The organism is Larkinella knui (assembly GCF_003858645.1).
Taxonomy (GTDB): Bacteria; Bacteroidota; Bacteroidia; order Cytophagales; family Spirosomataceae; genus Larkinella; species Larkinella knui.
Map to the genome: position 1 here is coordinate 421,208 of NZ_RQJP01000006.1, position 24,232 is coordinate 445,439.

23 protein-coding genes are annotated in these 24,232 nt (G+C 49.7%); 6 read left to right on the forward strand and 17 right to left on the reverse strand.

Annotated features, from left to right (window positions below; all coding sequences use genetic code 11):
• Window positions 1-61 precede the first annotated feature (61 nt).
• Together EHT87_RS27740 and EHT87_RS27745 are read right to left on the reverse strand one after the other, a co-directional pair.
• Window positions 62-1,252, reverse strand: a complete 1,191-nt coding sequence (locus EHT87_RS27740; protein ID WP_374756044.1) for an acyltransferase family protein — start codon at window positions 1,250-1,252, stop codon at window positions 62-64.
• 116 nt (window positions 1,253-1,368) lie between these two features.
• Entirely contained in the window at window positions 1,369-2,223 is an 855-nt protein-coding gene (locus EHT87_RS27745; RefSeq protein ID WP_124910033.1) for an Fpg/Nei family DNA glycosylase, read from the reverse strand.
• Window positions 2,224-2,507: 284 nt separating this feature from the next.
• Here EHT87_RS27745 and EHT87_RS27750 point away from each other — a divergent pair, with 284 nt between their 5' ends.
• Window positions 2,508-3,446, forward strand: a complete 939-nt coding sequence (locus EHT87_RS27750; RefSeq protein WP_124910034.1) for a DUF8428 domain-containing protein — start codon at window positions 2,508-2,510, stop codon at window positions 3,444-3,446.
• Between the two features lie 88 nt (window positions 3,447-3,534).
• Here EHT87_RS27750 and EHT87_RS27755 read toward each other — a convergent pair whose 3' ends face one another.
• Entirely contained in the window at window positions 3,535-3,891 is a 357-nt protein-coding gene (locus tag EHT87_RS27755) for a LytTR family DNA-binding domain-containing protein (RefSeq protein WP_124910035.1), read from the reverse strand.
• 80 nt (window positions 3,892-3,971) lie between these two features.
• Complete coding sequence (locus EHT87_RS27760; RefSeq protein WP_124910036.1) at window positions 3,972-4,349, reverse strand: LytR/AlgR family response regulator transcription factor; 378 nt, start codon at window positions 4,347-4,349, stop codon at window positions 3,972-3,974.
• Between the two features lie 209 nt (window positions 4,350-4,558).
• Between EHT87_RS27760 and EHT87_RS27765 the strand changes: the two genes are divergently transcribed.
• Together EHT87_RS27765 and EHT87_RS27770 are read left to right on the forward strand one after the other, a co-directional pair.
• Complete coding sequence (locus EHT87_RS27765; protein WP_124910037.1) at window positions 4,559-5,341, forward strand: response regulator; 783 nt, start codon at window positions 4,559-4,561, stop codon at window positions 5,339-5,341.
• Window positions 5,342-5,383: 42 nt separating this feature from the next.
• The gene (locus EHT87_RS27770) at window positions 5,384-7,255 is read left to right on the forward strand and encodes a histidine kinase dimerization/phosphoacceptor domain -containing protein (protein WP_124910038.1); all 1,872 of its coding nucleotides are present in this window, start codon (window positions 5,384-5,386) and stop codon (window positions 7,253-7,255) included.
• A gap of 21 nt (window positions 7,256-7,276) precedes the next feature.
• Here EHT87_RS27770 and EHT87_RS27775 read toward each other — a convergent pair whose 3' ends face one another.
• From EHT87_RS27775 to rsmH, 13 genes are all read right to left on the reverse strand, one after another.
• A complete protein-coding gene (locus EHT87_RS27775; RefSeq protein ID WP_124910039.1) occupies window positions 7,277-8,176 on the reverse strand; it encodes a DUF3078 domain-containing protein in 900 nt (299 codons plus the stop codon).
• A gap of 27 nt (window positions 8,177-8,203) precedes the next feature.
• Window positions 8,204-9,031 carry a mechanosensitive ion channel family protein gene (locus EHT87_RS27780; RefSeq protein WP_124910040.1) on the reverse strand — a complete coding sequence of 276 codons (828 nt, stop codon included), beginning with the start codon at window positions 9,029-9,031 and terminating at the stop codon, window positions 8,204-8,206.
• 223 nt (window positions 9,032-9,254) lie between these two features.
• A complete protein-coding gene (locus tag EHT87_RS27790; RefSeq protein ID WP_124910042.1) occupies window positions 9,255-9,866 on the reverse strand; it encodes an RNA polymerase sigma factor in 612 nt (203 codons plus the stop codon).
• A gap of 207 nt (window positions 9,867-10,073) precedes the next feature.
• The gene (gene tsf / locus EHT87_RS27795; RefSeq protein WP_124910043.1) at window positions 10,074-10,907 is read right to left on the reverse strand and encodes a translation elongation factor Ts; all 834 of its coding nucleotides are present in this window, start codon (window positions 10,905-10,907) and stop codon (window positions 10,074-10,076) included.
• Window positions 10,908-11,072: 165 nt separating this feature from the next.
• Window positions 11,073-11,915: a 30S ribosomal protein S2 gene (rpsB, locus tag EHT87_RS27800; RefSeq protein ID WP_124910044.1), complete on the reverse strand. Its 843-nt coding sequence runs from the start codon at window positions 11,913-11,915 to the stop codon at window positions 11,073-11,075.
• Window positions 11,916-12,083: 168 nt separating this feature from the next.
• Complete coding sequence (gene rpsI, locus EHT87_RS27805) at window positions 12,084-12,470, reverse strand: 30S ribosomal protein S9 (RefSeq protein ID WP_114407663.1); 387 nt, start codon at window positions 12,468-12,470, stop codon at window positions 12,084-12,086.
• An 87-nt stretch (window positions 12,471-12,557) separates the two neighbouring features.
• Window positions 12,558-13,007 (reverse strand): 50S ribosomal protein L13, encoded by a 450-nt coding sequence (rplM, locus tag EHT87_RS27810; RefSeq protein WP_124910045.1) that lies wholly within the window; start codon window positions 13,005-13,007, stop codon window positions 12,558-12,560.
• Between the two features lie 126 nt (window positions 13,008-13,133).
• Window positions 13,134-13,562: a hypothetical protein gene (locus tag EHT87_RS27815; RefSeq protein ID WP_124910046.1), complete on the reverse strand. Its 429-nt coding sequence runs from the start codon at window positions 13,560-13,562 to the stop codon at window positions 13,134-13,136.
• 40 nt (window positions 13,563-13,602) lie between these two features.
• Complete coding sequence (gene mraY, locus EHT87_RS27820; protein ID WP_124910047.1) at window positions 13,603-14,820, reverse strand: phospho-N-acetylmuramoyl-pentapeptide-transferase; 1,218 nt, start codon at window positions 14,818-14,820, stop codon at window positions 13,603-13,605.
• A 96-nt stretch (window positions 14,821-14,916) separates the two neighbouring features.
• Complete coding sequence (locus EHT87_RS27825; protein WP_124910048.1) at window positions 14,917-16,371, reverse strand: UDP-N-acetylmuramoyl-L-alanyl-D-glutamate--2,6-diaminopimelate ligase; 1,455 nt, start codon at window positions 16,369-16,371, stop codon at window positions 14,917-14,919.
• 31 nt (window positions 16,372-16,402) lie between these two features.
• Window positions 16,403-18,583, reverse strand: a complete 2,181-nt coding sequence (locus tag EHT87_RS27830) for a PASTA domain-containing penicillin-binding protein (protein WP_124910049.1) — start codon at window positions 18,581-18,583, stop codon at window positions 16,403-16,405.
• A complete protein-coding gene (locus tag EHT87_RS27835; protein WP_124910050.1) occupies window positions 18,580-18,981 on the reverse strand; it encodes an FtsL-like putative cell division protein in 402 nt (133 codons plus the stop codon). Before EHT87_RS27835 ends, EHT87_RS27830 begins: the two co-directional genes overlap by 4 nt.
• Before the next feature lie 40 nt (window positions 18,982-19,021).
• A complete protein-coding gene (gene rsmH / locus EHT87_RS27840; RefSeq protein WP_124910051.1) occupies window positions 19,022-19,948 on the reverse strand; it encodes a 16S rRNA (cytosine(1402)-N(4))-methyltransferase RsmH in 927 nt (308 codons plus the stop codon).
• 200 nt (window positions 19,949-20,148) lie between these two features.
• On the opposite strand from rsmH, the gene EHT87_RS27845 reads away from it, so the two are divergent.
• The 3 genes from EHT87_RS27845 (at window position 20,149) to EHT87_RS27855 (ending at window position 23,769) form a co-directional block, all read left to right on the forward strand.
• Window positions 20,149-21,378 (forward strand): peroxiredoxin family protein, encoded by a 1,230-nt coding sequence (locus tag EHT87_RS27845; RefSeq protein ID WP_124910052.1) that lies wholly within the window; start codon window positions 20,149-20,151, stop codon window positions 21,376-21,378.
• A gap of 125 nt (window positions 21,379-21,503) precedes the next feature.
• Window positions 21,504-22,778: an MFS transporter gene (locus EHT87_RS27850; RefSeq protein WP_124910053.1), complete on the forward strand. Its 1,275-nt coding sequence runs from the start codon at window positions 21,504-21,506 to the stop codon at window positions 22,776-22,778.
• Between the two features lie 346 nt (window positions 22,779-23,124).
• Entirely contained in the window at window positions 23,125-23,769 is a 645-nt protein-coding gene (locus EHT87_RS27855; protein ID WP_124910054.1) for a redoxin domain-containing protein, read from the forward strand.
• The last annotated feature ends 463 nt before the right edge of the window (window positions 23,770-24,232 follow it).

Sequence of the window (24,232 nt, forward strand, 5' to 3'; positions counted from 1 at the left end):
TTTTCTATTCCTTCCCTTTACTTTTCACCCCTGAGCCTGCTGGTTCAGGGGTGTTTTTGTTCTATACCCGAATAAAGAGCTTCTTTTTATACATCCAGTACAAAATCAGCCAGAAAACCAGCAAAGCCGCTCCCCCACTCGCTAACGGCTCGTATGGGCCGAACTGGTCGAATACGGTTTGGCCGAGGTGCGTCTTGAAGGTGTCGATGATAAAATGATCGATGAGGTGAACGAGGCAGTAAATGGCAATGGAGTTCATGCCAATCACCACCAGCGGAAACGCCCAGCCGCGCCATTGCCGCACGTCTATTATATAGTAGAAAGCTGAAATGAGCAAAAAGCACCAGCCGCCACTGAACAACACCCAGCCGGGCGTCCAGATGCGTTTGATAGAAGGACTGATGCCGGTGATGGTCAGCAGCCAGCCCGTCGCCAGACCCATGACACCGGCCAGTAAAAACCGCTTCAGCAGGTCGGGATAGGGCAAACCGGCCCGCAGCCATCGCCCGGCTTGCAGACCCAGAACCATCGTTCCCAAGGTTGGAATAAAACTCAGGGTTGCGTACCCTCCGCCATTGTATAGAAACGTTTTTGCACGCGGAAAGAGGTTCAGAAACCAGGTATCGAACGCCCAGGCCAGGTTGCTGTTTTTGTTGAAGTGAGCCGCAATACCGGTTTTGTGGTAGGGCCAGTCGGCGGGAACACCCACCGCTTCGTAGGAAAAACCGGGTCCGGGCAACGGATACAGCACAAAGGCCAGCCAGTAGCCCACCAGAATAGCCGCCAAAGCGACCCAAACGGTGCGCGTGGAACGAAAGCCCAGCAAAAAAAGAAACGGATAACCAAGACCGATTTGCGTCAGGGTGTCTTCAAACGTGAAATTGGTCTGCTCACGGCCTACCGACCGCAGAAAAATACCGAGCAGAACCAGAATCAGGGAGCGCCGGAGCGTCTGGGCGAACATGACGCCAAACGGTTCATCTTTGGCCTGTCGGCTGGCAATGGAATACGGCAGGGCAACGCCCACCAGAAACGAGAACGACGGCTGAATCAGATCATGCAGCGTACAGCCAAACCATTCGACATGGCTTTGGTGATGATCCATAAAACGCCAGAACGAACTATCGGGCAAGGCTTCCGAAATCCGGCCGTAATGGAGGATTTCGGCGGCCATCAGAAACATGACAAAGCCGCGGTAAGCGTCCATCGACATCAGTCGACCGGCACGAAATTCAGGAAGTACAGTAGCCAAGGTGGTTCAGGATTAGGAAATCGCAAGAACGGGATTTTTTCTGAAGTACCCACGAACTTTAGTCCGTGAAATTCCCGTCATTTTAGATTCTTAACGCTAAACCAGGAGTTCATGGACTAAACGGGGCCGCCCGGCGGTTCGTGGATGCGTTGATCGTTCGGACAGAAATACGTGGTCCGGCCGCCGACTACGATCTTTTCAATCCGCGTTCCGCAGCGGGGGCAGAACTTATGGGCTTCCACGTCGTCATACGGCGAATTGTCCCACTCCCGAACGTGAATCAGAAAACCGACCGGAAAATCGCGGTATTGGGCTTCGTGGCGAATGGCGGTGGTCAGCACCAGCCGGATGGCGTCGTGGAGTCGCCGGATTTCGTCGTCAGTCAGGCTTTCCGTCCGTTTTTCGGGATGCACCCGGGCCTGAAACAGCACCTCATCGACGATCCAGTTGCCCAATCCAGCCACCGTGCTTTGATCCATCAATACCGGTTTGATCAGGGCTTTTTTACGCTGGATTTGTCCCGTTAGCTCGGAAAAGGTGATCTCCAAACCGTCTTTCCCAATCTTTTTCCGTTTTAAATAGGTATCTATGTCCGTGATTAAGCCAATCCGCTCGAATTTGCGGGGACAGATAAAGCCTAAATTGAAGCCATTGCGGAAGTGGAATACGATCCGGGCGTATTTTGGCCGGTCAATTGATGAATGATAATAGTCCAGATCGCCCGTCATGCCGAAATGCATGTGCAGAATAACCGGTTCGTCGGTTGGGCCGGGTCCGTTGGTCATCACAAACAGGTTTTTCCCAATCCGCCGGGTGCCGGTAAACCAACGACCAGTGAGAGCTTCCTGAAGCGTAGTAAAATCGGTTGTCAACAGTTTGCGGTCTTCAACGTCAACCGATTCGATGGGTTGGTTCAGCGAAGAAGTTTCCAGGTAACGGCGGTAAATTTCAACTTCAGGTAATTCGGGCATACGCAGGAAAAATGGGACTTTTTAGAGGTGTTTTTCTATTTATGTAACTTTTTTTGCGTTAATGAAGTTATAATTAACAGTCCAGCCGATAACGAAGGTACTCTGATTCAGGACTTAGCGATTTGCTAAAATTTAATTCCCTGATACACTAACTCAACAGAACCTCCCGTTATGGTTACAATGTAGTCGTCTTTTTTAACCTTAACCTGATTGAATGAAGCGTTTTTTACACAAGTATTTTTGTTTAATTCTGTCTAATTCAAATCAAACCGCACAAAGAAGTTATGGAAAACAATAAGCCAAAAGCCAACGGAGCGCTCGTAGCAGCCTTAGTTATCATGACCATTCTGGCCGGTGTGTCCAGTTATCTGTTGTACGAACAGAAAGAAGTCGGAAAGAATCAGGAAGCAACGATTGCCACCCGCGTGGAAGAATTAGCAACGACCCGGACGAGACTGGATTCGATCTCGACCGCTCTGGACGCTAAAATCGCTGAAGTAAAAAAATTAGGGGGCGATATTACCGATCTGGAACGGGTAAAAGCTGATCTGGAACGCGACAAAGCGGCTCTTCGGAAAGGTCAACGCATTTCGATTGCCAAGTACGAAGCCAAAATCAAGCAATACGAAGCTTATCTGGTCGAGAAAGATACACTGATTGCCCAGTTGAAAACTGAAAATCAGGTATTGGCAACCAACAACCAGACGCTGGCGGATGCGAACACGACGCTGCAAACTGAAAAGCAGTCTTTGCAGGATTCCGTATCCAATATTGCCACGGTTAACAAGGATTTATCGGAGAAAGTAACCCGGGCTGCGGCCTTGAAAGCGCAGAATGTTCGGGTATTTGCGCTGAATTCGAAAGGCAAGCAACGGGATGCTACGGAAGATGAAGTGAAAGCAAAACGCGTTGATAAACTGAAAGTTGTTTATATGCTGCCTGAAAACCCGCTGACGAAGCAGGAAGAAAAAGAAGTGTATGTTCGGGTGCTTGACCCATCCGGTGCAGTCGTGTCTGATATGGCGAATGGCTCGGGCACCTTCCAGGTTAACGGACAGGAGCAGATTTACACGGTGAAACAAACCGTTCCTTTCACCAACAACAACCAGAACGTTGAGTTGACTTACAACCGGGGAACCGTTCCTTACAAACCGGGTAAATATACTATTGAATTTTACTCGGAAGGATTCCGGATCGGTGAAGGTTCGTTTGCCATCAAGTAAAATCTCAATAAATAATTCCATAAAAAAGCGCGGTACCCAACGGTATCGCGCTTTTTTATGCTTTATAGGTTACAAACTATTTTGCGTGTCAGGAGATGGCAGACTGCTGCAGATAGTTCCATTTCCGCAGAACGGTTTTTGTTCGCTGCCGACTAACAGCGAGTACGCGCCCGGAAATAAGCTCAATCAGCGGCAGCGGAAAATGGGGCATTTCTGCCGGATAAAACCGGTAGATGATGGATGGATTGATGAGATAACTTTCGTTGATCCGCCAAAAATCGGGCAAATGTTTTTCCCAGTCCGTGAGCGAACCCGCAATTGACACACACTGTTGGGCGTTGTTGTCAAAATAAATGATCCAGGTCTTCTGCCCTTCGCTTCGAAGGTAGAATATATTCAATAAATCGACCTGCTGTTCGAAATTAGGGTCATTAATTGAAAGCATAGAATACTGTATGAGTCTGACAGAGAAAATGAGTTAATTCTACCTGGTTTTTTCGGCTCAACTGTCCGTTTATTCCAGTGTTATGCGTTCCTTAACAAGTCATAAATAAGCTCCCACCGACGTCGGGATATGGGCACTACCATCCCATTTTTTAAATGAATGGCTCCCAAACCGGTTTTCAATCGTTCTACCCGCTCAACATACTGACAATTTACAATGCTATTGCGGTGCACCCGGGCAAAGCTTTCAGCGGGAAGTATACCTGCCAGCTGCTTCAAGGTCTTGGGCATGATAATTGAAGGATGATCTCTCCAGTGTAACCAGGTATAATTACCATCTCCCTGCAGGCAAACCAAATCGGAACTTTGAAAAACATGCTGCCGGGAACCGCGAAAATACAATTGTAAAACAGAATCAGACGTTACTGAGCCTGACGACGATGACGAAGGAATTAACATACTCTGAATTTCTGGGTAAAGGGTGCAAATACAGGCAGTTATTGAATAATTGTGTAAATATACTTTTCTTGAAATAATATGTTGTTAAAAGGTCATTAACGACCGGTATTGGTACCTGAACGTTTGATTTTGGTAAGGGAAGAAAAGAATACTTTACCATACTACTATCAGTAATAATCTGTAATTTACCGTTCTGACGAGGCCAAGGCATGGAGAAAGAGCAAATCCACATACTGATAATTGAAGATGAGGCTGTTTTGGCCATGGATTTATCAGACACACTTGAAGAAGAAGGGTATTATGTAGTAGGAATTGCCAACAATGGTCGCAAAGCACTCGAATTATTTAAAACGCAGCGGGTCGACCTGGTGGTGTGCGACATTCAGCTTAAGGGCGACTGGGATGGGATCGAAACCATCGGACAAATCCAGGCCGTTCGGCCCATACCGATTATTTATACGACCGCTTTGTCTGATAAAAATACGCTGGAACGCGCTAAACAAACCCTGCCTTCGGCTTATTTAACCAAACCTATTATCATTAGTAACCTGCGCATCGCGATTGAACTGGCGCTCCATAATTTCAGTCATAAACTCGAATTGACCGCCCAGGATGAAGCCGTAGAATTAAATGGCATTCTGGAAAAAGATTCGCCTTCCCGGGAAACGATTCTGCGCATTGACAATCTTATTTTTATCAAACACAATTATCAGTTTGTTAAAATACTGCTGGAAGATATTCTGATTCTGGAAGCTGATGGTGCCTATACGACCATTGTTACCAACGACCGAAAATACGCCATCCGGCTGACACTTAGTACCTTGCTGGACCGCTTAAGTGAAATACAATTGGCCCGCGTGCACCGGTCTTTTGCGGTACACATTAAAAAAGTGGAAGGATTCTCGGATCGTGAAATAACGGTTGGTAAGCACATTGTGCCGCTGGGCCGGCAATATAAACAAGCCTTTATACAGCAGTTTCAAATCTGGTAATCAGAAAACCGGTTCTGGCGCCTGACGCTATTCATTTTATCCATGAAATGGTATTTATTCCTCTGGGCAGGATTTTTGTTGAATCAACCGACCAATGCCCAGCCCGCTTCCCTTACCGCTTATGACAGCCTGAGGGCTCAACTGGTTCAAGCACCAGATACCGTCCAGATTGTAAAATACCAGGATTTTGCCGAAGAAATGCTCCATAAAGGCCGGGTGGGAGAGTCACAAACCGCTCTTAAGGAAGCGCTTGCCATTGCTGAACGAATAAAGAATGAGCGTAAAATCAGTAAAGTTTATGAGTCGTTCGGCCTTCTGGAAATTGATCAGGGCAATTTTGCCCAGGCCCTTAAGTATTTTCAGAAAGCACTCGATTTCCTCAAAGATTCTCCGGCACTCGATCAAAAAATTTTAATTCTGCTGCGAATTGGCCAGACTTATTTTCTGGCCAACGATTTGAAGCAGGATGAATTCTACTGCCTTCAGGCCCTGAAACTAGCCAAACAGCATAACCGGGCGGTTTTAATGGCCGATTGTTATTCTGAATTGGCCAATCTGGAAGATACCCGAAAAGATTCAAAAAAAGCCCTGTATTACAATGCCAAGGCGATTGCCATTTACCAGGCTAACGGAGAAGATGCCATTGGTGCTCGCTTCAACCGGGCGATCGAGTATAAGAATGCCGGACAATATGCCCAGTCCGAACAAATGTATCGGGAGTGTCTCATCTATGCAGAACGCCACAAAGACGATTATCTGAAGGGCTATATATACGTCAATCTCCCCAATACGCTCCTGCTGCTCAACCGGCCGGACGAAGCTGAAAAATACGCTCAACTAGCCCTGAAATGGAGCGAAACCGGACCGGAACGGCTGAAATTCCGAGAAGAAATTTTTGACATTTTAACCCGTATCTACGAAAAGCGGGGGCAGGATCGTCAGGCTCTGGCTTATTTTCGCCAAAAAGCCATGTACCGCGATAGTGTGCTCAATGCTGAAAAATCGCGCCAGTTGATAATGGCCGAAAGTCGCTATCAGGCGCGGGAAAAAGAAAGTCAGATTCGAAAACTCGACGAAGAAAATAGCCAGAAAGCGCAGCAGCTGGGCTGGCTGAGTGCCGGTCTGGTTGCGCTGGTGGGCCTTTTGGGCGTTTTATTCTGGCAATATCGCACCATCCGGCGGACCAACGCCCGACTCACGGAGAACAACCGTATTATCTCGGAGAGCCATCAGAAAATTACGGAACAGTCCAGGCAGTTAAAAACGCTGCTGCGGGAGTTAAATCACCGCGTCAAGAATAATCTGGCGATTGTCTCCAGCCTGCTCCGGCTGCAATCCAAACGGCTGGAAGACGAGGGCGCCGTTCAGGCGATTCGGGCGATTCGGGCCGGCCAGCAGCGGGTAGAAGCAATGGCACTGATCCATCAGCGGTTGTACATGACCGAAAATGTGTCGACCATCAATATTAAAGAATATATTACGGACCTCTTCGACAGCCTGCTATTAGCTTACGGCTTCGACAAGGCTTTGTTTGAGCGAGAATTGCTGATTGAGCAGGAAGAGCTCGATGTTGATCTAGCGGTTCTACTGGGTCTTATCCTGAACGAAATCCTGACCAATGCCTTCAAATATGCCTACGAGCATGTTCAGCGCCCTTTTCTTCGTATCCGGCTGGCCGCCGACTATTCCGACGACCCGAATCTGGCCCGGCCCCGGCTCACGCTTGAAGTACAGGATAATGGTGTTGGCCTGGATATTCAGCGTTGGGAACGCCCCAATCAGTCGTTCGGCAAACGACTGATTACGTCGTTGAGCGAACAGGCTGGCGGCCACCTGGAGGTTAGCAACCGGAACGGCACCTATCATCGTCTGGTTATTCCTCCTTTGTATATGTCCGAATCGGAGGCCGCTTAACAATAATCGGGGTTGGTTTTTCTAAAATGAGTACAGAAAGCCGATGGCCAATCCCTGACTGTATTGAATGGCGTCGTCCTGATCTTTGTCATAGAGGACAATTCCGGTCAGATTGACATTGACGTATTTATTGACTTTAGCCGTCAGCGAGATGTCGAGCCGGTGATCGATGGCGTTCAGGGTGGAGTAATTCGCAAAAAGCTGGTAACGCGCTTTCAGATTCAGATTTTCCGCGATGTTCCGGTCGAAGTTGGCAATGAGCTGAAAGGCAAATTCGTTCCGTACGGTTTTCCCCGGTGCAACGCCATACCGCGTTGGCACGCCGAAGGTAATCGAATCATTCGTTACAAAGGTCTGCCGGATCGTACCAAGGCCGAATTGCAAATTAAAATACGTCACCGGTTTATATTCCAACCCCATCGATTCTGTCAGGAATGCCGGGGCAAAAAAGCTGGAAATCAACACATTCCGCTCACCGCCGCCCGCCAGCGTCTCGTAGCGATAGCCTGATGCAAACTGCGACAGGAAGTTGATGTTTCCAAAAGCCAGCCAAACCGGGCTGATCCGGTGCCCCACCTTCGTATCCAGGAAAATTCGGTCTACGTTTTTGCGGGAATCCTGCCCCTGGTTTTTCACAATACCGTATTGCAACTGCACTTCACTCGTCCAGTTGAAGCGACGCTTCATATAATCCGACTTTGCGTTGAAAAAAGCGCCCAAAGCGATGGAATTGACGCCCCCACCCTTCCAGTTGCTGCTAAATGACCCTTGGTTTAAATTGATCCCGAATTGGGCCGTTCGTTTCCAGTAAACCGTATCGAGCGGAACAACTTTGATTGAATCCAGTCTGGTCAGTTTTTGGGCTATCGTGAAAGTTGAGCTACAGCAAAGTAGCAGGAGCACCAAGGCCGACTTTCTCATAAAATGAATCTGGTTATAGCGGACAAATTACTTGAACACCTCCACATTGTGCGACTGAAGGCTTTGCAGGGGAATAATGGTGACGGTATCGCCGGTTTGAAGGGTCAATGAGGTGTTGTCGATTCGGATAATGGTCCCTTTTGCCTCACCTACCCGGATAGTTTGCCCTTCGTAGAACCGGTTTTTACTGTAGAATGACGACAGGATATTGGCCATCACATCGCGCGATGCAAACCCGTAGCCAATGGCAAACGCAAAAATAACGCCCCCAATCAGCAGGTTAAAGCTTGATTCCAGCAGTTCGGTGTTGATGCCCGCCTGCCCCAGGGCACTGATGAGCGTAATGATCAGAAAGAAAAAAAACACGATCATTCCCAGCAGTTTTCCGGAAGCGATATTGAACGACTGACAAAGTGTTACGACGGCACCTTTCAGCGCATCGGCTACCAGCACGCCCACCTGTAACATGATGGCTGCGGCAATGAGTCGCGGAATAAAATCGACCAACGATTTGACCATTTCCGTAATGGCCGAAACGCCGAGCGTTTCCGTGGCGGCCATCAGAAAAATCAATAATACGAAGTAGTAGAGAATTTTGGCGACGATTTCGCTCAGTTTGATCTCGGTTTTAAGCCGCTTAATGAAATCGATTTCCGTTAGCCGATCCCCAATTCGATTAAATCCCACCCGCGCCAGCACTTTTGAAACCAGTATGGATAGGGCTTTTGCCACCCCAAACCCTACCGCAATAATAAAAGCCGCGCCGATAATGCGGGGAACAAAATCAATAAATTGCGTGATGAGGGTGGTAAATGTATTGATTAAGATATCAACAAAAGCCGGAATTCGATTCATAGCAGGTCATTAAGATCTAGTGGGCAGTTTGATAATGGAAACCAGCGCTGATGCTACGTTAAATAAATCATCGACGTAAACCTCCACAACGGAAAGCGAATTACGAATCAGATCGATCTCCGAAATTAATTCTTCCTTTACGCTAGGGGGGCAGGTGTCCGGTAACTCTATCTCCTTAAAAACATTGTAAATCGATTCCATTGAGCTACAGGTTCAACATTGTCTATTTATTGAACTTCGTCCAGGCCATAAATTTGGCAAGCAACAACGCCATGAAAATCAATGTTTCCAGGTACCGTTTTTTCAGTTTTTCCTTCGCTCTTTTTAGCCGCATCTTTACGGCACTTTCGCTCAGGTTATGAACGTTGGCAATTTCTTTGATGCTAATTTCATCCTGGTATTTCATCAGCAGCAGACTTTGCTCTTCAATGGTCAGATAGCCCAATGCCGATTTTAGCCGCTGGGCTTCCATCTCCATCAGGTCTTCATCTTCACTATCATCCAACCAGTCCATTTCTTCATCAACCCGCACTTCCGCTTTCTTCCGGTTGGTCCGGATCTGATCGGTACAATAATTATAGGTGATCGAAAATAGCCAGGTCGAAAACCGGGACTGCTCCTTAAAACTGCTCAGGCGCATGATTAAACGCAGAAATATGTCGTGCGTAAAATCTTCCGCTTTAACGGGATCTTTGGTAAACATCAGACATTTTCGGTAGACTTTGTCACTATACCGGCTGTAGAGGTGTTCAAAGTAGTGGTTACTTTGATTATCAACGTACAGACGTACCAGTTCTTCGTCTGTCATCCGCTTAACTTCCAACGATGCGATCATCCTATCAGGCGCTTAAATAATGAAAGTAATAACTACAGAACTCTTTTTTTCAGTGCGAAAAAGCACTCTTATTGTTACTAAAAAGCGGCACACATTTATTGGATGTACAAATAAAATTAAAAAACAGTATATATCATAGAAAAAGCCCGGTCAAATAGGCCGGGCTTTTTTTACAAACAAAAAAATAGAAAATACCGTAACGAATTTTTAACCAATCGCCACGCGCTTGAAGGCTGAAATGGTTAATCCTTTGCTGGTTTTCTCCAGCAATTGGGCGATCGTAACCGATGAGTCCTTCACGAATTCCTGGTTCAGCAGCGTATTATCTTTGTAGAATTTTTGCAGCTTACCCATCGCAATTTTTTCCAGCATGGCTTCCGGTTTTCCTTCCGCACGCGCCTGATCCTTACCAATTTCGATTTCACGCTCAACGATGCTGGAGTCAACGCCGTCTTTGTCAATCGCAACCGGTTTCATGGCGGCAATCTGCATGGCAATATCTTTACCTACTTCGGCAACGTCCGTCGTACCGGCGTTGTTGAGGCCCACCAACACGCCCAATTTACCATTGGAGTGATTGTACGCCACTACTTGCTCCGCTGTAACGACTTCATAGGCTGTTACATCCAGTTTTTCACCCAGTTTACCAATCAGATCGGTGATGTGATCCTGTAATGAACGGCCATCGGCCTGTGGCAATGCCAGCAAGTCTTCTTTAGTGGCCGGTTTGGCAGCAACGGCATTGTCCATCAGGGCCATCGCCAGGTTCTGGAAATCAACGACTTTCGATACCGGCTCGGTTTCGCAGGCAAAGCCCACCACACGACCGGTTTTGCCATCCGGACTTACGTGCGTCAGAACGATGCCTTCAGAAGTGGTATTATCGGCCCGCTTATTGGCAATTTTCTGACCCTGTTTGCGCAGAATGTCTTTTGCTTTTTCAAAATCGCCATCGGCTTCAGTAAGTGCTTTTTTACAGTCCATCATACCGGCGCCAGTTTCCTGCCGGAGTCTGTTAACGTCTTGTGCGGTAATAGCCATTGTTTGTTTATTAATTGTCTGTTATCGAGTTCGTTACTGTTATTTGATAGTGTTCAGGTGGCAGGCTGAATGCTACACCTGATAACCTGAAACGGAATAGCCCATAGCGAGGCTACGGGCTATCCGAACGTATTAGCATGGCAACATGGTTGCTCCTAGATAGTCTTAATCCTCCTGCTCTTCGGCTTCTTCAGCGACAACCGGGCTGATTTCTTCTTCCGCATCAACAGCCGTTTCGCCTTCGGCCTTCGCTGTTTTTACGTCTTCAGCCCGTTTTGCTTCTTCTTCTTCCTGCAAACGCTGATCGTCTTTATCCTGTTTACGCTCCAGAAGGCCCTCTTCGATGGCTTTTCCAATGGCCAGGGTAATCAAACGGATCGACTTGTACGCATCGTCGTTTGCCGGAATTGGATAATCCACATCGCTCGGGTTTGAGTTGGTATCGCACATGGCGAAAACCGGGATACCCAGGCGTTTTGCTTCAGCGACGGCAATGTGCTCGCGCTTTACATCCACAATAAACAAAGCCGCTGGCAAACGCGTCAGGTCGGCAATACCGCCCAATACCCGCTCCAGTTTCTCTTTCTCACGGTATACCGTCAACCGCTCGCGTTTGGCGAGACTTTTGTACGTTGCCTCGTCCTTCATCATTTTTTCGATGCCCTGCATCTTCTTCAATGACTTGCGGATGGTGGCAAAGTTGGTCAGCATACCACCCAGCCAACGGTCGGTAACGAACGGCATTTTCAGCCGGCGCGCTTCTTCCGTGACAATTTCCTGGGCTTGTTTCTTGGTGGCGACAAACATCACCTTGCGGCCTGAACGAACGATGCCTTTCATCGCTGCGGCTGCTTCGTCGATCGACGCCAGCGTTTTGTTCAGGTCAATAATATGGATACCGTTTTTCTCCATGAAGATATACGGTGCCATACGGGGGTCCCATTTCCGGGTAAGGTGGCCAAAATGCACACCTGCATCCAGAAGATCTTTGTACTCTACTTGTGCCATTTTAAAGTAAGAAATGAATAATAAAATAAGTAATACGCAGCACCGCACGTCGGCATCAGGCAAGTGCGGTCTGGACGAACCCGTTTAGAGTTTATGATTTTTTGTTTATGGTTGGCGGGTGCTCCGTTTAACCAAAAACTATAAACCGCAAACTTTAAACTAAAACGATTAACGTTTCGAGAACTGGAACCGGCGACGCGCCTTCGCACGACCGTATTTTTTCCGTTCAACCATGCGGGAGTCACGAGTCAGGAAGCCTTCTTTTTTCAAAGCCGGCCGAAACTCAGGATTGATCTCACACAGCGCACGGGCAATTCCCATCCGGGTTGCTTCAGCCTGACCGGAAATACCGCCACCGCGAACGTTTACTTTCACGTCGTAGCCTTCCGGAGCATTGATGGTTGCCAGCGGTTGCTTCAGAACGATTTGCAGAACTTCCGTGGGGAAATAGTTTTTGTAATCTCTGCCGTTGATAACGATGCTGCCCGTACCTATTGACAGGTATACGCGCGACACGGCTGTTTTCCGGCGACCTAATGCGTTGATTCGTTCCATTGTTTAAGAAGTGAGACGGAAGACGCGAGCGAAGAGACAGGTTGAACGGTGTTCTTTTATCTCTTGTCTACTGTCTAATCTCTATTGTTAGTATTCCAGTTTAACTTCTTTGGGTTGCTGCGACGCGTGGGGGTGTTTGTCACCGGCATACACGTACAGGTTGGTGAATAACCGGCTACCCAGACGACTCTTTGGCAACATGCCTTTAATGGCGTGCTCCAGAATGAAAGCCGGGTTTTTCGACATCATTTCGCGGGGAGTCCGGAAACGCTGACCACCGGGGTATCCCGTGTGACGGACATACACCTTATCATTCATTTTGTTGCCGGTCAGTTTAATCTTTTCGGCGTTGATGATGATAACATTGTCACCGCAATCGACATTGGGCGTAAAATTGGCTTTGTTCTTGCCACGGATGATTTTTGCCGCCTGGCTTGCCAACCGACCTAATACCTGATTTTCCGCGTCAATGACCACCCAGTCCTTCTGCACCGTTGCTTTGTTGGCCGAAATGGTCTTGTAGCTTAACGTATCCACTTGTTTATAGGAGATTATAGATTGATAGACAAATACTTGCGCTATACACAAAAACTCCCGTCCAAAAACGGGAGTGCAAATATAGAGTCTATATTTCTGAAATACAAGGTTGAATAAAATTTTCAGCTATTTCAGAGGCTCTTTCAGCAGCATTAAAATGAGGTCCTGGGTTTGATTCATTTTCCCAAGCTGCGTTTCGAGCCGGGTCTGCCCTTCCTCAAGTTTGCTTTGTCTTTCCATAAGGCGGTTTAAGCCCATCTCAAAACCATTTTGTTTTTCCGCAAGCTGGCTTTGTCTTTCCTCGAGCTGGCCGAAACGCTGGCGCATTTCCTGCCGCATTTCGCTGACATCGAGCGTTACAGTAGCCAGCCCACTGGCCAGGGAATCCACTTTCTTTTCGATACTGGTTACCCGTCGGGTCAGATCGTCCAGCCGCACGGTATGCAGCGAAACCTGGTCTACGATCATTCCGATCTGGCCCAGCATACGGTCCTGTTTGAGGGCAATGTCGGCCACCCGGGCTTCCGGCGGGTCAAGGCGTTCTCTTTCGGTCATGGTTCAATTTCGTCAGATGGTGGAAGATACTACTCTGACGTTAGCGGAGCTTCAAAGTCACCAGACTGATCACCGCTAGAATAATCGCAACGATCCAGAACCGGGTGACAATTTTGGCTTCGTGGTACCCTTTTTTCTGGAAATGGTGGTGCAATGGCGACATCAAAAAGATGCGTCGCCCTTCGCCATACCTCTTTTTGGTATACCGGAAATAGCTGACCTGCATAATAACCGACACGAGTTCTACCAGAAAAATACCGCATACGATCGGAATCAGCAGCTCTTTCCGGGTGGCCAGTGCCAGAACAGCGATGATGCTGCCCAGCATCAAACTCCCCGTATCACCCATGAATACCTGCGCCGGGTAGGAATTGTACCACAAAAAACCGATGCAGGCGCCGACGAAAGCCGCGCAGAAAATAACCATCTCGCCCGAATTCGGGATGTACATGATACTCAGGTATTGCGAAAATGGCTTGTTATTCGAAAGATAGGCAAACACGCCCAGCGTCAGGCCGATGATGACGGAGGTGCCGGCCGCCAGCCCATCGATACCGTCGGTGATGTTGGCGCCGTTGGAAACCGCCGTGACGATAAAGATTACGATGGCCACATACAAAATCCAGGTGTATTGATCCGGGATGAAATCAGGCAGCAGTGACGTATAATTAAAGTCGTTATTTTTTAGAAACGGAACCGTTGTCGACATGGATTTGATATCCTGATACGAACCGTATTCCACCTGGCCAATCGATGTACTGATCAAACCCGGTTTGTAAACCCGGATTTTGACGTGTTCGTTAAAGTACAGCGTCAACCCGACAATCAGCCCCAGCCCTACCTGCCCCACGATCTTGAACTTTCCCTGCAGCCCCTCTTTATTCTTTTTGAATACTTTGATATAATCATCGATAAACCCGATCAGGCCCGTCCAAATCGTCGAAACCAGCAGAAGAACGATGTAGACATTGGTCAGTTTTGCAAACAGCAGCGTCGGAAAAACCAGCGACGCCAGAATGATAAAACCGCCCATCGTTGGCGTACCGCGTTTCTGCATTTGCCCTTGTAGCCCCAAATCCCGGATCTCTTCACCAATCTGTAACTTTCGGAGCATATCGATGATTTGTCGCCCATACACGGCGGCAATTAACAGCGACAATGTAATGGCTGCGCCGGCCCGAAACGATAAATATTGAAAAACCCCGGCACCGGGGAAATTGAACTGCTGATCGAGGTACGTAAAGAGGTAATAGAGCATAAAGTCTGACTAGTTGAATAGCGAAATGGTTTTGATGGGTAGCTGGTTGAATGGGTATTTACCCATGAAAACCATTCAGCCAGCTAAGCCATTCGATCATGATTGCTGAAAGGCTTCCCGGAGAATCTTGCGGTCGTCGAATTCGTACTTGACTCCTTTAATTTCCTGGTATGTTTCGTGGCCTTTTCCGGCAATTAAAATCACATCGTTGGGTTGAGCCAGTTCAACGGCCCGGTAAATGGCTTCGCGCCGATCCACAAGGGTCTGGGTTCTCTTGAAATACAGGGGCGGCACCCCGGCCTGCATCTGTTCCAGAATGTCCATCGGATCTTCGTTGCGCGGATTGTCGGACGTCAGAATGACCCGATCGCTGAATTTACAGGCAATCTCGGCCATAATGGGCCGCTTGGCCGCATCGCGGTTTCCACCGCATCCGACCACCGTGATCACCTGCTCGTTGCCTTGCCGCAAACCGCCAATGGTTTCCAGCACATTTTGCAGAGCATCGGGCGTGTGGGCATAATCGACAATACCGACTATTTTTCGGTCGGAAATTACCATCTCAAACCGGCCCGGCGGACTCGGCAAATCGGAGAGTTGCGTCAGTGTCTCTTCGGGATCTTCGCCCAGCAAAACGGCGGCTCCATACACCGCCAGCAGGTTATAAGCGTTGAAACGTCCCGTCAATTTGAACCACACCTCCCGCCCATCGACCTCCATTTGCATGCCGAACAACCCTTCCGACAAAATCCGGCCTTTGAACGATCCCAGCGTTTGCAGCGAATAGCTCTCTTTGCGGGCTACGGTATTCTGAAGCATCACCAGCCCGCGTTTGTCGTCCAGGTTGGTGAGGGCAAACGCCGACGCGGGCAATTGATCGAAAAAGCTTTTTTTGGCTTTGATGTAATTGTCAAACGTCTTGTGAAAATCGAGGTGATCGTGGGTGATATTCGTAAAAATACCTCCGGCAAAATGCAAACCGGTCACCCGTTGCTGTACCAGCGCGTGCGAGCTCACCTCCATAAAACAATGCGTACACCCGCGCTGGGTCATTTGCACCAGCAATTCATTCAGTGCAATGGTGTCAGGCGTCGTGTGGGTGGCCGGAATCACCGTCTCGTCAATCTGGTTCTGAACCGTCGAGAGCAGGCCCGCCCGGTAGCCCATGCGCTGAAAAAGCCGGAACAGCAAGGTCGCCGTCGAGGTTTTGCCATTGGTACCGGTTACCCCGACCAGTTTTAGCTTTTTGGAAGGATGATCATAAAAGTTGGCCGCAATCAGTCCCAGCGCGTAGCTGCTGTCCTGAACCTGCACGTAGGTTACGTGTTCGACCCGGCTTTCGGGCCATTCTTCGCACAGAACAACGGCAACGCCCTGTTCAACGACTTGGTCGATAAACCGATGACCGTCGGTTTGCGTCCCGCGAATGGCGGCAAATAAACCGCCGGGCGCTGCTTGCCGCGAATCCATCGTCAATTTTCCAACCTCGACGTTCATATTCCCGGACGTCGATTGCAACGGTACTTTATATAATAGGGTGGTTAACTGCATACTAGCGAATTGACAACAGCCGATCCAGCGGCTATTTTCCGGGTTGATTTTTTTTGTTCAGGGCCACCATCAGCGTATCGGGCCGCGCACTTTGCCGCAAAGTCAGCGTAATTTTGCGCGGATTCGGCAGCGGATCCCCCGGCGGAATCGATTGGTCGATCACTTTGCCGTAACCTTCGAAACGCACCCGAAAGCCCCGGTTTTCGAGCAGGTGTAACGCATCGCGCAACGTCATACCGCGTAAATCAGGAACCTTGTTTTGGGCAGTCTGGCTAACCCACTGCGTTCCTGACCCCTGCGCTTCGGTGGTCACCCAGCCTTCAGCGTCGGGTTTGGCGTCCATATTCAACTCGGTACTGATGGTTCTGATGTCGTCGGCAAAACCCGCTTTGATGCCTTTGGCCGACTGACGGGGCGTTTTGGAAGCAATCGCAACGGGCCGGTGCATTTCAACATCATAGGCGTAAATCCGGTCGGCAATTTCGCGAAAAACCGGTGCCGATACGCTTCCGCCATACAGCAGGTCGATGTTGGCGCCGTGGGGCGAATCGACCACGACGGCAATGCTGTATTTCGGTTTTTCGGCCGGAAAATAACCGATGAACGATGTATAATATTTACCCACCTGATAGCGGCCGCCGATCAGTTTCTGGGCCGTACCGGTTTTTCCGGCAAACCGGTAGTAGGGGCTCTGGCTTTTCTTGGCCGTTCCGCGTTCGACGACGCCTTCCAGCATTTTTTTCACCTGCCGGATGGTCGTCTGGGTACAAATCGGTTCCTGAGCCACATACGGTTCGTAGTCTTTCACGACTTCGTTGGCCCGCCGAACCTGTTTCACCAGCATCGGCTGCACCCATTTGCCGTCGTTGGCAATGGCATTGTAGAACGTCAGCATCTGCAGGGGCGTCAGTTTCAGTTCATACCCGATTGCCATCGAATTCAGGGACAGTTTACTCCAGCCGGGCGACTGCGGATTGGGAATCACGGGCATGGTTTCACCAATCAGCCGGAGTCCGCTGGGTTTGTCCAGCTTGAACCGGCGCATATACCGGCAATACGTATCCGGATGATTATACATGTTACTGCTGCTCATCAGCAGGTGGACGCCAACATTCGACGACTTTTCAAAAACCTGCGCGGCTGTTATACTCCCGTGACCGCTCCGTTTGGCATCCGAAATCCGGCGACCGTGGTACGTAACGACGCCACCGCCCGTATGAACCATCTGTTCGGGCCGAATGAGTTTTTCTTCCAGCAACGCAACGAAGGTTGGCAGCTTAAAGGTAGAACCGGGATCGCCCCCACCCGCCAGCGCGTGGTTGAAGTTTTCGACGTACTTGCCGTTTTTCAGGGTCAGGTTCGCCATCGCCCGGATTTCGCCGGTTTCCACTTCCATCACGATCAGACATCCCTGTTCGGCCTCGTATTTTTCCAGCCCGTGCAGCAACGCCGTTTCGGCCATGTCCTGAAAATTGACGTCGAGGGTCGTATAAATATCCATTCCGGGTTCCGGTTTGATGTCCGACCCGTCTTCAATCGGCATTCGCACTCCGCCCGACAGGGATTCGACCAGGCCGACCCCATCTTTTCCCGCCAATTCTTTCTGAAAACTGGTTTCCAGCCCCACCAATCCTCTGGCGGTTTCCGGATTCAGGTAACCGACCGTCCGCAGCGCCATGCGTCCGTAGGGATGATAGCGTTGATAGACGGGATCGAATTTGCCACCACCCAACCCACTTTTCGAACGATCACGACGAAAAAAAGGCCATTTCTGCATGGCGATCCGCTCCTGGTACGTGATTTTTTTTCGACTAAGCAACAGGTACTGCCGCTCGTTTTCCCGGGCTTTTCGAATCATGTACGCGTACTCTTCCCGCGAGCGCTCCCCAAATTTTTGCGACAACAGAATGGCGAGTGAGTCCACTTTCTTGTTAAACGAGTCGGTTTTGGCCACGCGGGGATCGATTCCAACGTAATAATACGGCAGTGAAATCGCCAGCGGATCTTCGTTGCGTGAATAAATATTGCCCCGTGTAGCCCGTAGGGTGTCTTTTTTGATGTGGAACTGCGTAATGCGATCTTTCCACATGCGCCCGTCCAGTTTCTGAAAAAACTGGACATAAATCAGTTGCCCGATAATCGCCAGGGCAAACAGACAAATGGCCACGGAGGCCACCGTCGCCCGGCGGAGAATGGCTTTCTTAACGTTCATGGCTGCGGCCCTTCCGGTTTAACAACAATTTTTAATGGCGGAGTTACCGGTTCCATCAAACCGGTGGCAATCACTTGTTTACTGATTTCAGACTGTTTACTGCTTTTTTTAAAGTCGGCTTGTAGCGTCATGTATTTCGCCCGCTTTTCATCGACCACGGCTTTGACACGTTGAATATTCCGCACCAGCCGCTCCGCATTGTGGTTGAATCCAATGTAAAAAATCAGCAGAAACGAGATCCACATAATCCGGTCGAAATGCTTGATCGGCCAGGCGTTGTCTTCCCCGAAAAGTCGCTCGAAACCAATGGTATTGTTCAGATAGGTTAAAAGCCGGTTTTCCCGTTTTTTCTTCACGATGGGTGTTTTTGGCGGTGTTTTGTACGTGTTCTGTGCCATATCGTTGAATAAAATGTGTCGTACCGGTTAATTGTAAAGCCTACCGTTTTTCCGCAATCCGGAGTTTGGCACTCCTCGCCCGCGGATTTCGGGCAATTTCCTCCGCCGACGCTTCAATCGGTTTGCGCGTGATGGACTGGAGTGGCTTGATCTCGTTGCCGTATAAATCCTTTTCGATGTCGCCCCGGAAATTCCCCGATTTTATGAAGTTCTTCACCAGCCGGTCTTCCAGCGAATGGTACGCCATCACCACCAGCCGCCCGCCCGGTGCCAGCACGTCCGGAACCTGCATCAGAAATTCTTCCAGCGTCACCAGTTCCTGGTTCACTTCGATGCGCAGCGCCTGAAAGACCTGGGCAAAATACTTGAATTCCCGCCCCCGTGGCGCATACCGCTGCAAGACGGTTTTCAAGTCATTGATCGTTTCCAGCGGGCGATTCACCCGGTTGGCGGCAATGACGCTGGCGAGGGTTTTGGCGTTGGTCACTTCGCCGTACATACCAAAAATTTTATGCAACTGGTCTTCCGGGTATTCATTGATCACTTTGCGCGCCGTCAACTCACCCGACTGGCTCATCCTCATGTCGAGATCGGCATCGAAACGGGTGGAAAAACCGCGTTCGGGCGTATCGATCTGGTGCGACGAAATGCCCAAATCGGCCAGAATACCGTCAACCTGATCGAGTTTATACAACCGCAAATACCGCTTCAAATGCCGGAAATTGGCGGCCACAAACGTTAGTCGCGGGTCGTCGATCGCGTCAGCATTGGCGCGGGCGTCGGGGTCCTGATCAAACACAATGAGTCGACCCGGCGAATCCGGTCCCGGCTGTAGCTGCCGTAAAATCTCGCGGGAATGGCCTCCACCCCCAAACGTCACGTCAACGTAGGTGCCGCCGGGCTTCAGATTCAACCCTTCTACGCAAGCCTGAAGCAATACCGGTTCGTGGTAATTTGTCGTTGTCATTATTTTCGTAAAACTCCGTATAAACCAGCATGAACGCGCAATCCGCAGAAGATTTCTGGTCCATTTTGTAGAAATTCCGATTTACGGGTTGTTTCAAAAAACCTTTTCGGAACTAAAACAAAATCTTCATCCGTTACAAACTTAACAAAACCGCCCCTATTTCTACCCCGAAGCCTGCTGGATCTGCTATATTTTATTCTATGAAAACAATCGTTGTGTTGTTGCTGGCAACTCTATTCGGGATTTCTGTCTCCGGCGTAGCCCAAACGGGTTCAAAACTCAAACCGGGCCACTGGCGGGCGGTTGTGCAGAGCAAGGGCGGAGAATTACCGTTCGGTCTGGAAATCAACCAAACGGGGTCATCCTACACGGCCTTCGCGCTCAACGGAACCGAGCGGCTTCCGTTCGATGAGGTGACGCTCAAAGGGGATTCGGTTCGGTTGACCGTGGCTATTTTTGAAGCCGAAATCCGGGCCAAAGTGGACGGGAACACGTTGCGGGGCTTCTGGCGTCGCCGACGAACCGGGCAAAATTACACTACGTTGCCGTTTAGCGCCCAACACGGCCTGACCTACCGGTTTACGCCGGGTACGCAAACGCCGAAAATAAATGTTACCGGCACCTGGGCAACCACCTTTCGTTCCGGAACGGATTCGACGGTTTCGGTTGGTATTTTCAACCAGAAAGGCAGCAAATTGACCGGTACTTTTTTGACGACCACGGGCGATTACCGCTTTCTGGAAGGCAATGTGGTGGGCGACAGTCTGCTGCTTTCCACCTTCGACGGCACGCATTTGTATCTGTTCAAGGCCCGGCGCAAACCCGATCATACGCTGGAAGGCGGCTTCTGGTCGGGCGAAAGCGGGTATGAAAGCTGGACCGCACACTTCGATCCGAAAGCCAAACTGCCGGACGCGCTGAGTTTGACGTATTTGAAACCGGGTTATAAAACCATCGCCTTCAAATTTCCGGATGTCAACGGTAAGCCGGTTTCGCTGCCGGACGCGCGGTTTAAAAACAAAGTCGTGCTGGTGCAGATTCTGGGTTCCTGGTGTCCCAACTGCATGGACGAAACCAATTTTCTGAGTCCTTGGTACAAAAAGAACAAAAACCGGGGTGTCGAGATCGTGGGCCTGGCCTACGAAAAGTCGGCGGATCTGGTTGAGTCAGCCCCCAAAATCCAGCGCATGATCGATCGCTTCAAGATCGATTATCCCGTGGTTCTGGCGGGAACCAACGTCAAATCCGAAGCGTCGAAAACGTTGCCGATGCTAAATCAGGTGGTGGGTTTTCCGACCCTGATCGTGATTGACAAAAAAGGAACCGTCCGCCAGATCCACACCGGTTTTACCGGACCGGGAACCGGCAACTACTACGACGAATTCGTAGCAGACTTTAACCGACTGATCGACAAGCTAGTAACTGAGTAAAGTAAAATAACGAGTAAACAACAAATCCACACCCGAGACGAAGGACAAAAGAGTAGAGACAAGAGACTGAGCCGGTTTTCGATGTCTTTTCTCTCTTGTCTATCTTCTCACATCTTGAACACACCATGTCCCGCCAGGAAAAATTACTGCTTTTCGTTCTTGCGTGCATCAACTTCACGCACATTGTCGATTTCATCATTATGATGCCGATGGGCCCGCACCTGATGCGGCATTTCGGCCTGAATCCGCAGGAATTCAGCTTCATTGTATCTGCGTATAGTTTGAGTGCCGGTATTTCCGGTTTTCTGGCCGCGTTTTTCGTCGACCGCTTCGACCGGAAAAAGGTGGTTTTGACGGCCTACGTCGGTTTTGTGATCGGCACGATTGCCTGCGGATTAGCGCCCACGTTCGGGTTGCTGATTGTGGCCCGCACCACGGCCGGTTTATTCGGGGGCGTTCTGGGCGCTCAGGTGTTCAGCATCGTTGCCGATGTGGTTCCCTACGAACGGCGGGCGCAGGCAATGTCGGTGATTATGACGGCCTTTTCGGTGGCATCTGTCGCGGGCGTTCCGGTCGGTTTGTATCTGGCCACAAAAATTAGCTGGCACGCGCCGTTTCTGGCCATCGGCGGACTGGGCGTTGTGGTCATCGGCCTGATCATCCGCTTTATTCCGCGGCTCGACGGCCATTTGCAACGCACCGGCACCAAATTTAATCCGCTGGAAGTCCTGACCACCATTGTCCGTAATCCGAACCAGATGCGGGCTTTGTGGCTGACCACCACCATTATGCTGGGCCATTTCAGCATTATTCCGTTGCTGTCGCCGTTCCTGGTTGCCAACGTCGGTTTGGGCGAAGATCAATTATACCTGATTTATTTCGTGGGCGGTTTGGTCACTATTTTTACCGCGCCCATCGTGGGCCGTCTGGCCGACAAACGCGGAAAATACCCGATTTTCGTCGTATTTGCCTTGTTGTCGATGATTCCGATGTTTCTGCTGACTTCCATGCAGCCGTCCAGCCTGACTTATATTCTGTCCGTAAATGCCCTGTTTTTCATTTTTTCCAACGGGCGGTTTATTCCAACCCAGGCGATGGTTTCGTCGGTAGTAATGCCGCAACACCGGGGCGGTTTTATGAGCATGAACTCGTCGGTTCAACTGCTGGCGCAGGCGCTGGCAACCTACGGGGCGGGTTTGCTCGTCACCAAAACCGCGGGCGGGCAGCTGATTCACTATTCGTGGGTGGGTTATCTGGCAATGGCGGCCATTTTCGCGAGTGTTTTTATTGCCAGAAAGCTTCGGCCCGTCGATGAAACCGCCGTTCAGTCCGATCCGGATGAGCTTCAGCAGCCTGATGCTGCCCGGTCGGAGATTCCTCACCCGGTCGAAATTACGTAACCGCTTGCTAAAAAAGTCGGTCTAAAATTTGGATCGAATGAATGCCCTTGCTTACATTTGCACAAATCCTATTGACATAGTATACTAATGCCTGTCACCGCACAACCTATCGCCACCCGCCGGTCTAAACCGGTTATGCCATCATCCGTTTTTTGGGTTGGCGGTTGTTGTTGTCTGCTACCTATGATGTGCCGCTAGCGGCCCTCTCCCTTCAACCAATACCCATTCCTGACTCGACGAACCATTCAACTTGCAAACCGGTATTACCAACTGGTTAAACCGGTCTGCCCGCGTCGATTTTTCAGTTGACTTAAAAATCTATATAGTCTATAAACTTACTAACAATATGGTAACCTTTTTTGATTCTATCCTTGAAGATTCCGACTTGTATTCCATTCCCCAGGTATTTCGGAAACTGACGGCCATCTCTCCCTTGAAAGCCAGCGAAAAAGCACCGGTATTTAGCCTGCACCGCCAACGGACCATCGGGCAGTATATTACCTGGCAAACCGATTATTCAAGCGCCATTCAGCTGCACGACTGGCTGCAAACCGGGCCACTGGTGGTTGCTTTTTACAGCTCTGGCTGGAACGGATACAGCAAAAATTATCTGCAAAAGTTAACCCGCCTTCACGCCCGTGTTCAGGCAACTGGCGGTACGCTGCTGGTGTTGTCGCCGGATTCGCTCGATTCGCTGCAAACGCTGGTTGAGCAACACGATTTGCCGTTTACCATTGCACAGGACGTTGACAACCAGATTGCTACCAAATTTGGCGCTTATTCCACCGAAGATCCGGTTTGGAATCTGATTGCCGGTATTACCGAAGATGTCCCTTTTCCGGCGCTGTTTGTGGTGGCGCCCAATCGTCAAATTCAATTCAGCTACGCGGATCGGAACTTTACCGAAATCTTCCCCGCTGGAGAGCTGCTGAATCGCATCGACGGGCAGAAAACCGTTGAGCTGAGTTTTTACAACCGCAAAGCGGCTTAAGCAGTTGTTTGAGAGATCCGAAAAGCCCTGGAGGCCTTTCCTGCTACTAGTCCCAGCCCAGGTTCTGCTGTTGTGTAGCTCCGGAGGAGCGACCTGAACGTGTTTTTTAGACCGCTCCTCCGGAGCTACACCACCCTAGAAATTAGGCCGGGACCTAGTAACAGGAAAGGCCTCCGGCCTTAAAAATTGTAAAAACCGCTTTGTCCTGCTTAAAACGATCTGGTTAAACGGAACCATTAGATCGGCCAATTCCGCAGAATTCGCTTCTGGCCTGCTTGAAACCAGACTAATACTTAACAAATTAGTCTCCCTAGCGCGGCATTTTAGTAAAAAGGTTGCTATAGGTTTCTATAAAAATGCTCAACTGAGCTGGTTGTTTCCGTTACCGGAAAAGCCCCGGAGGGGCGGTCTGTTACTAGTGTTGGTGTAGTTGGCCGTGTTCTGTCGCTCTGGAGGAGCGATC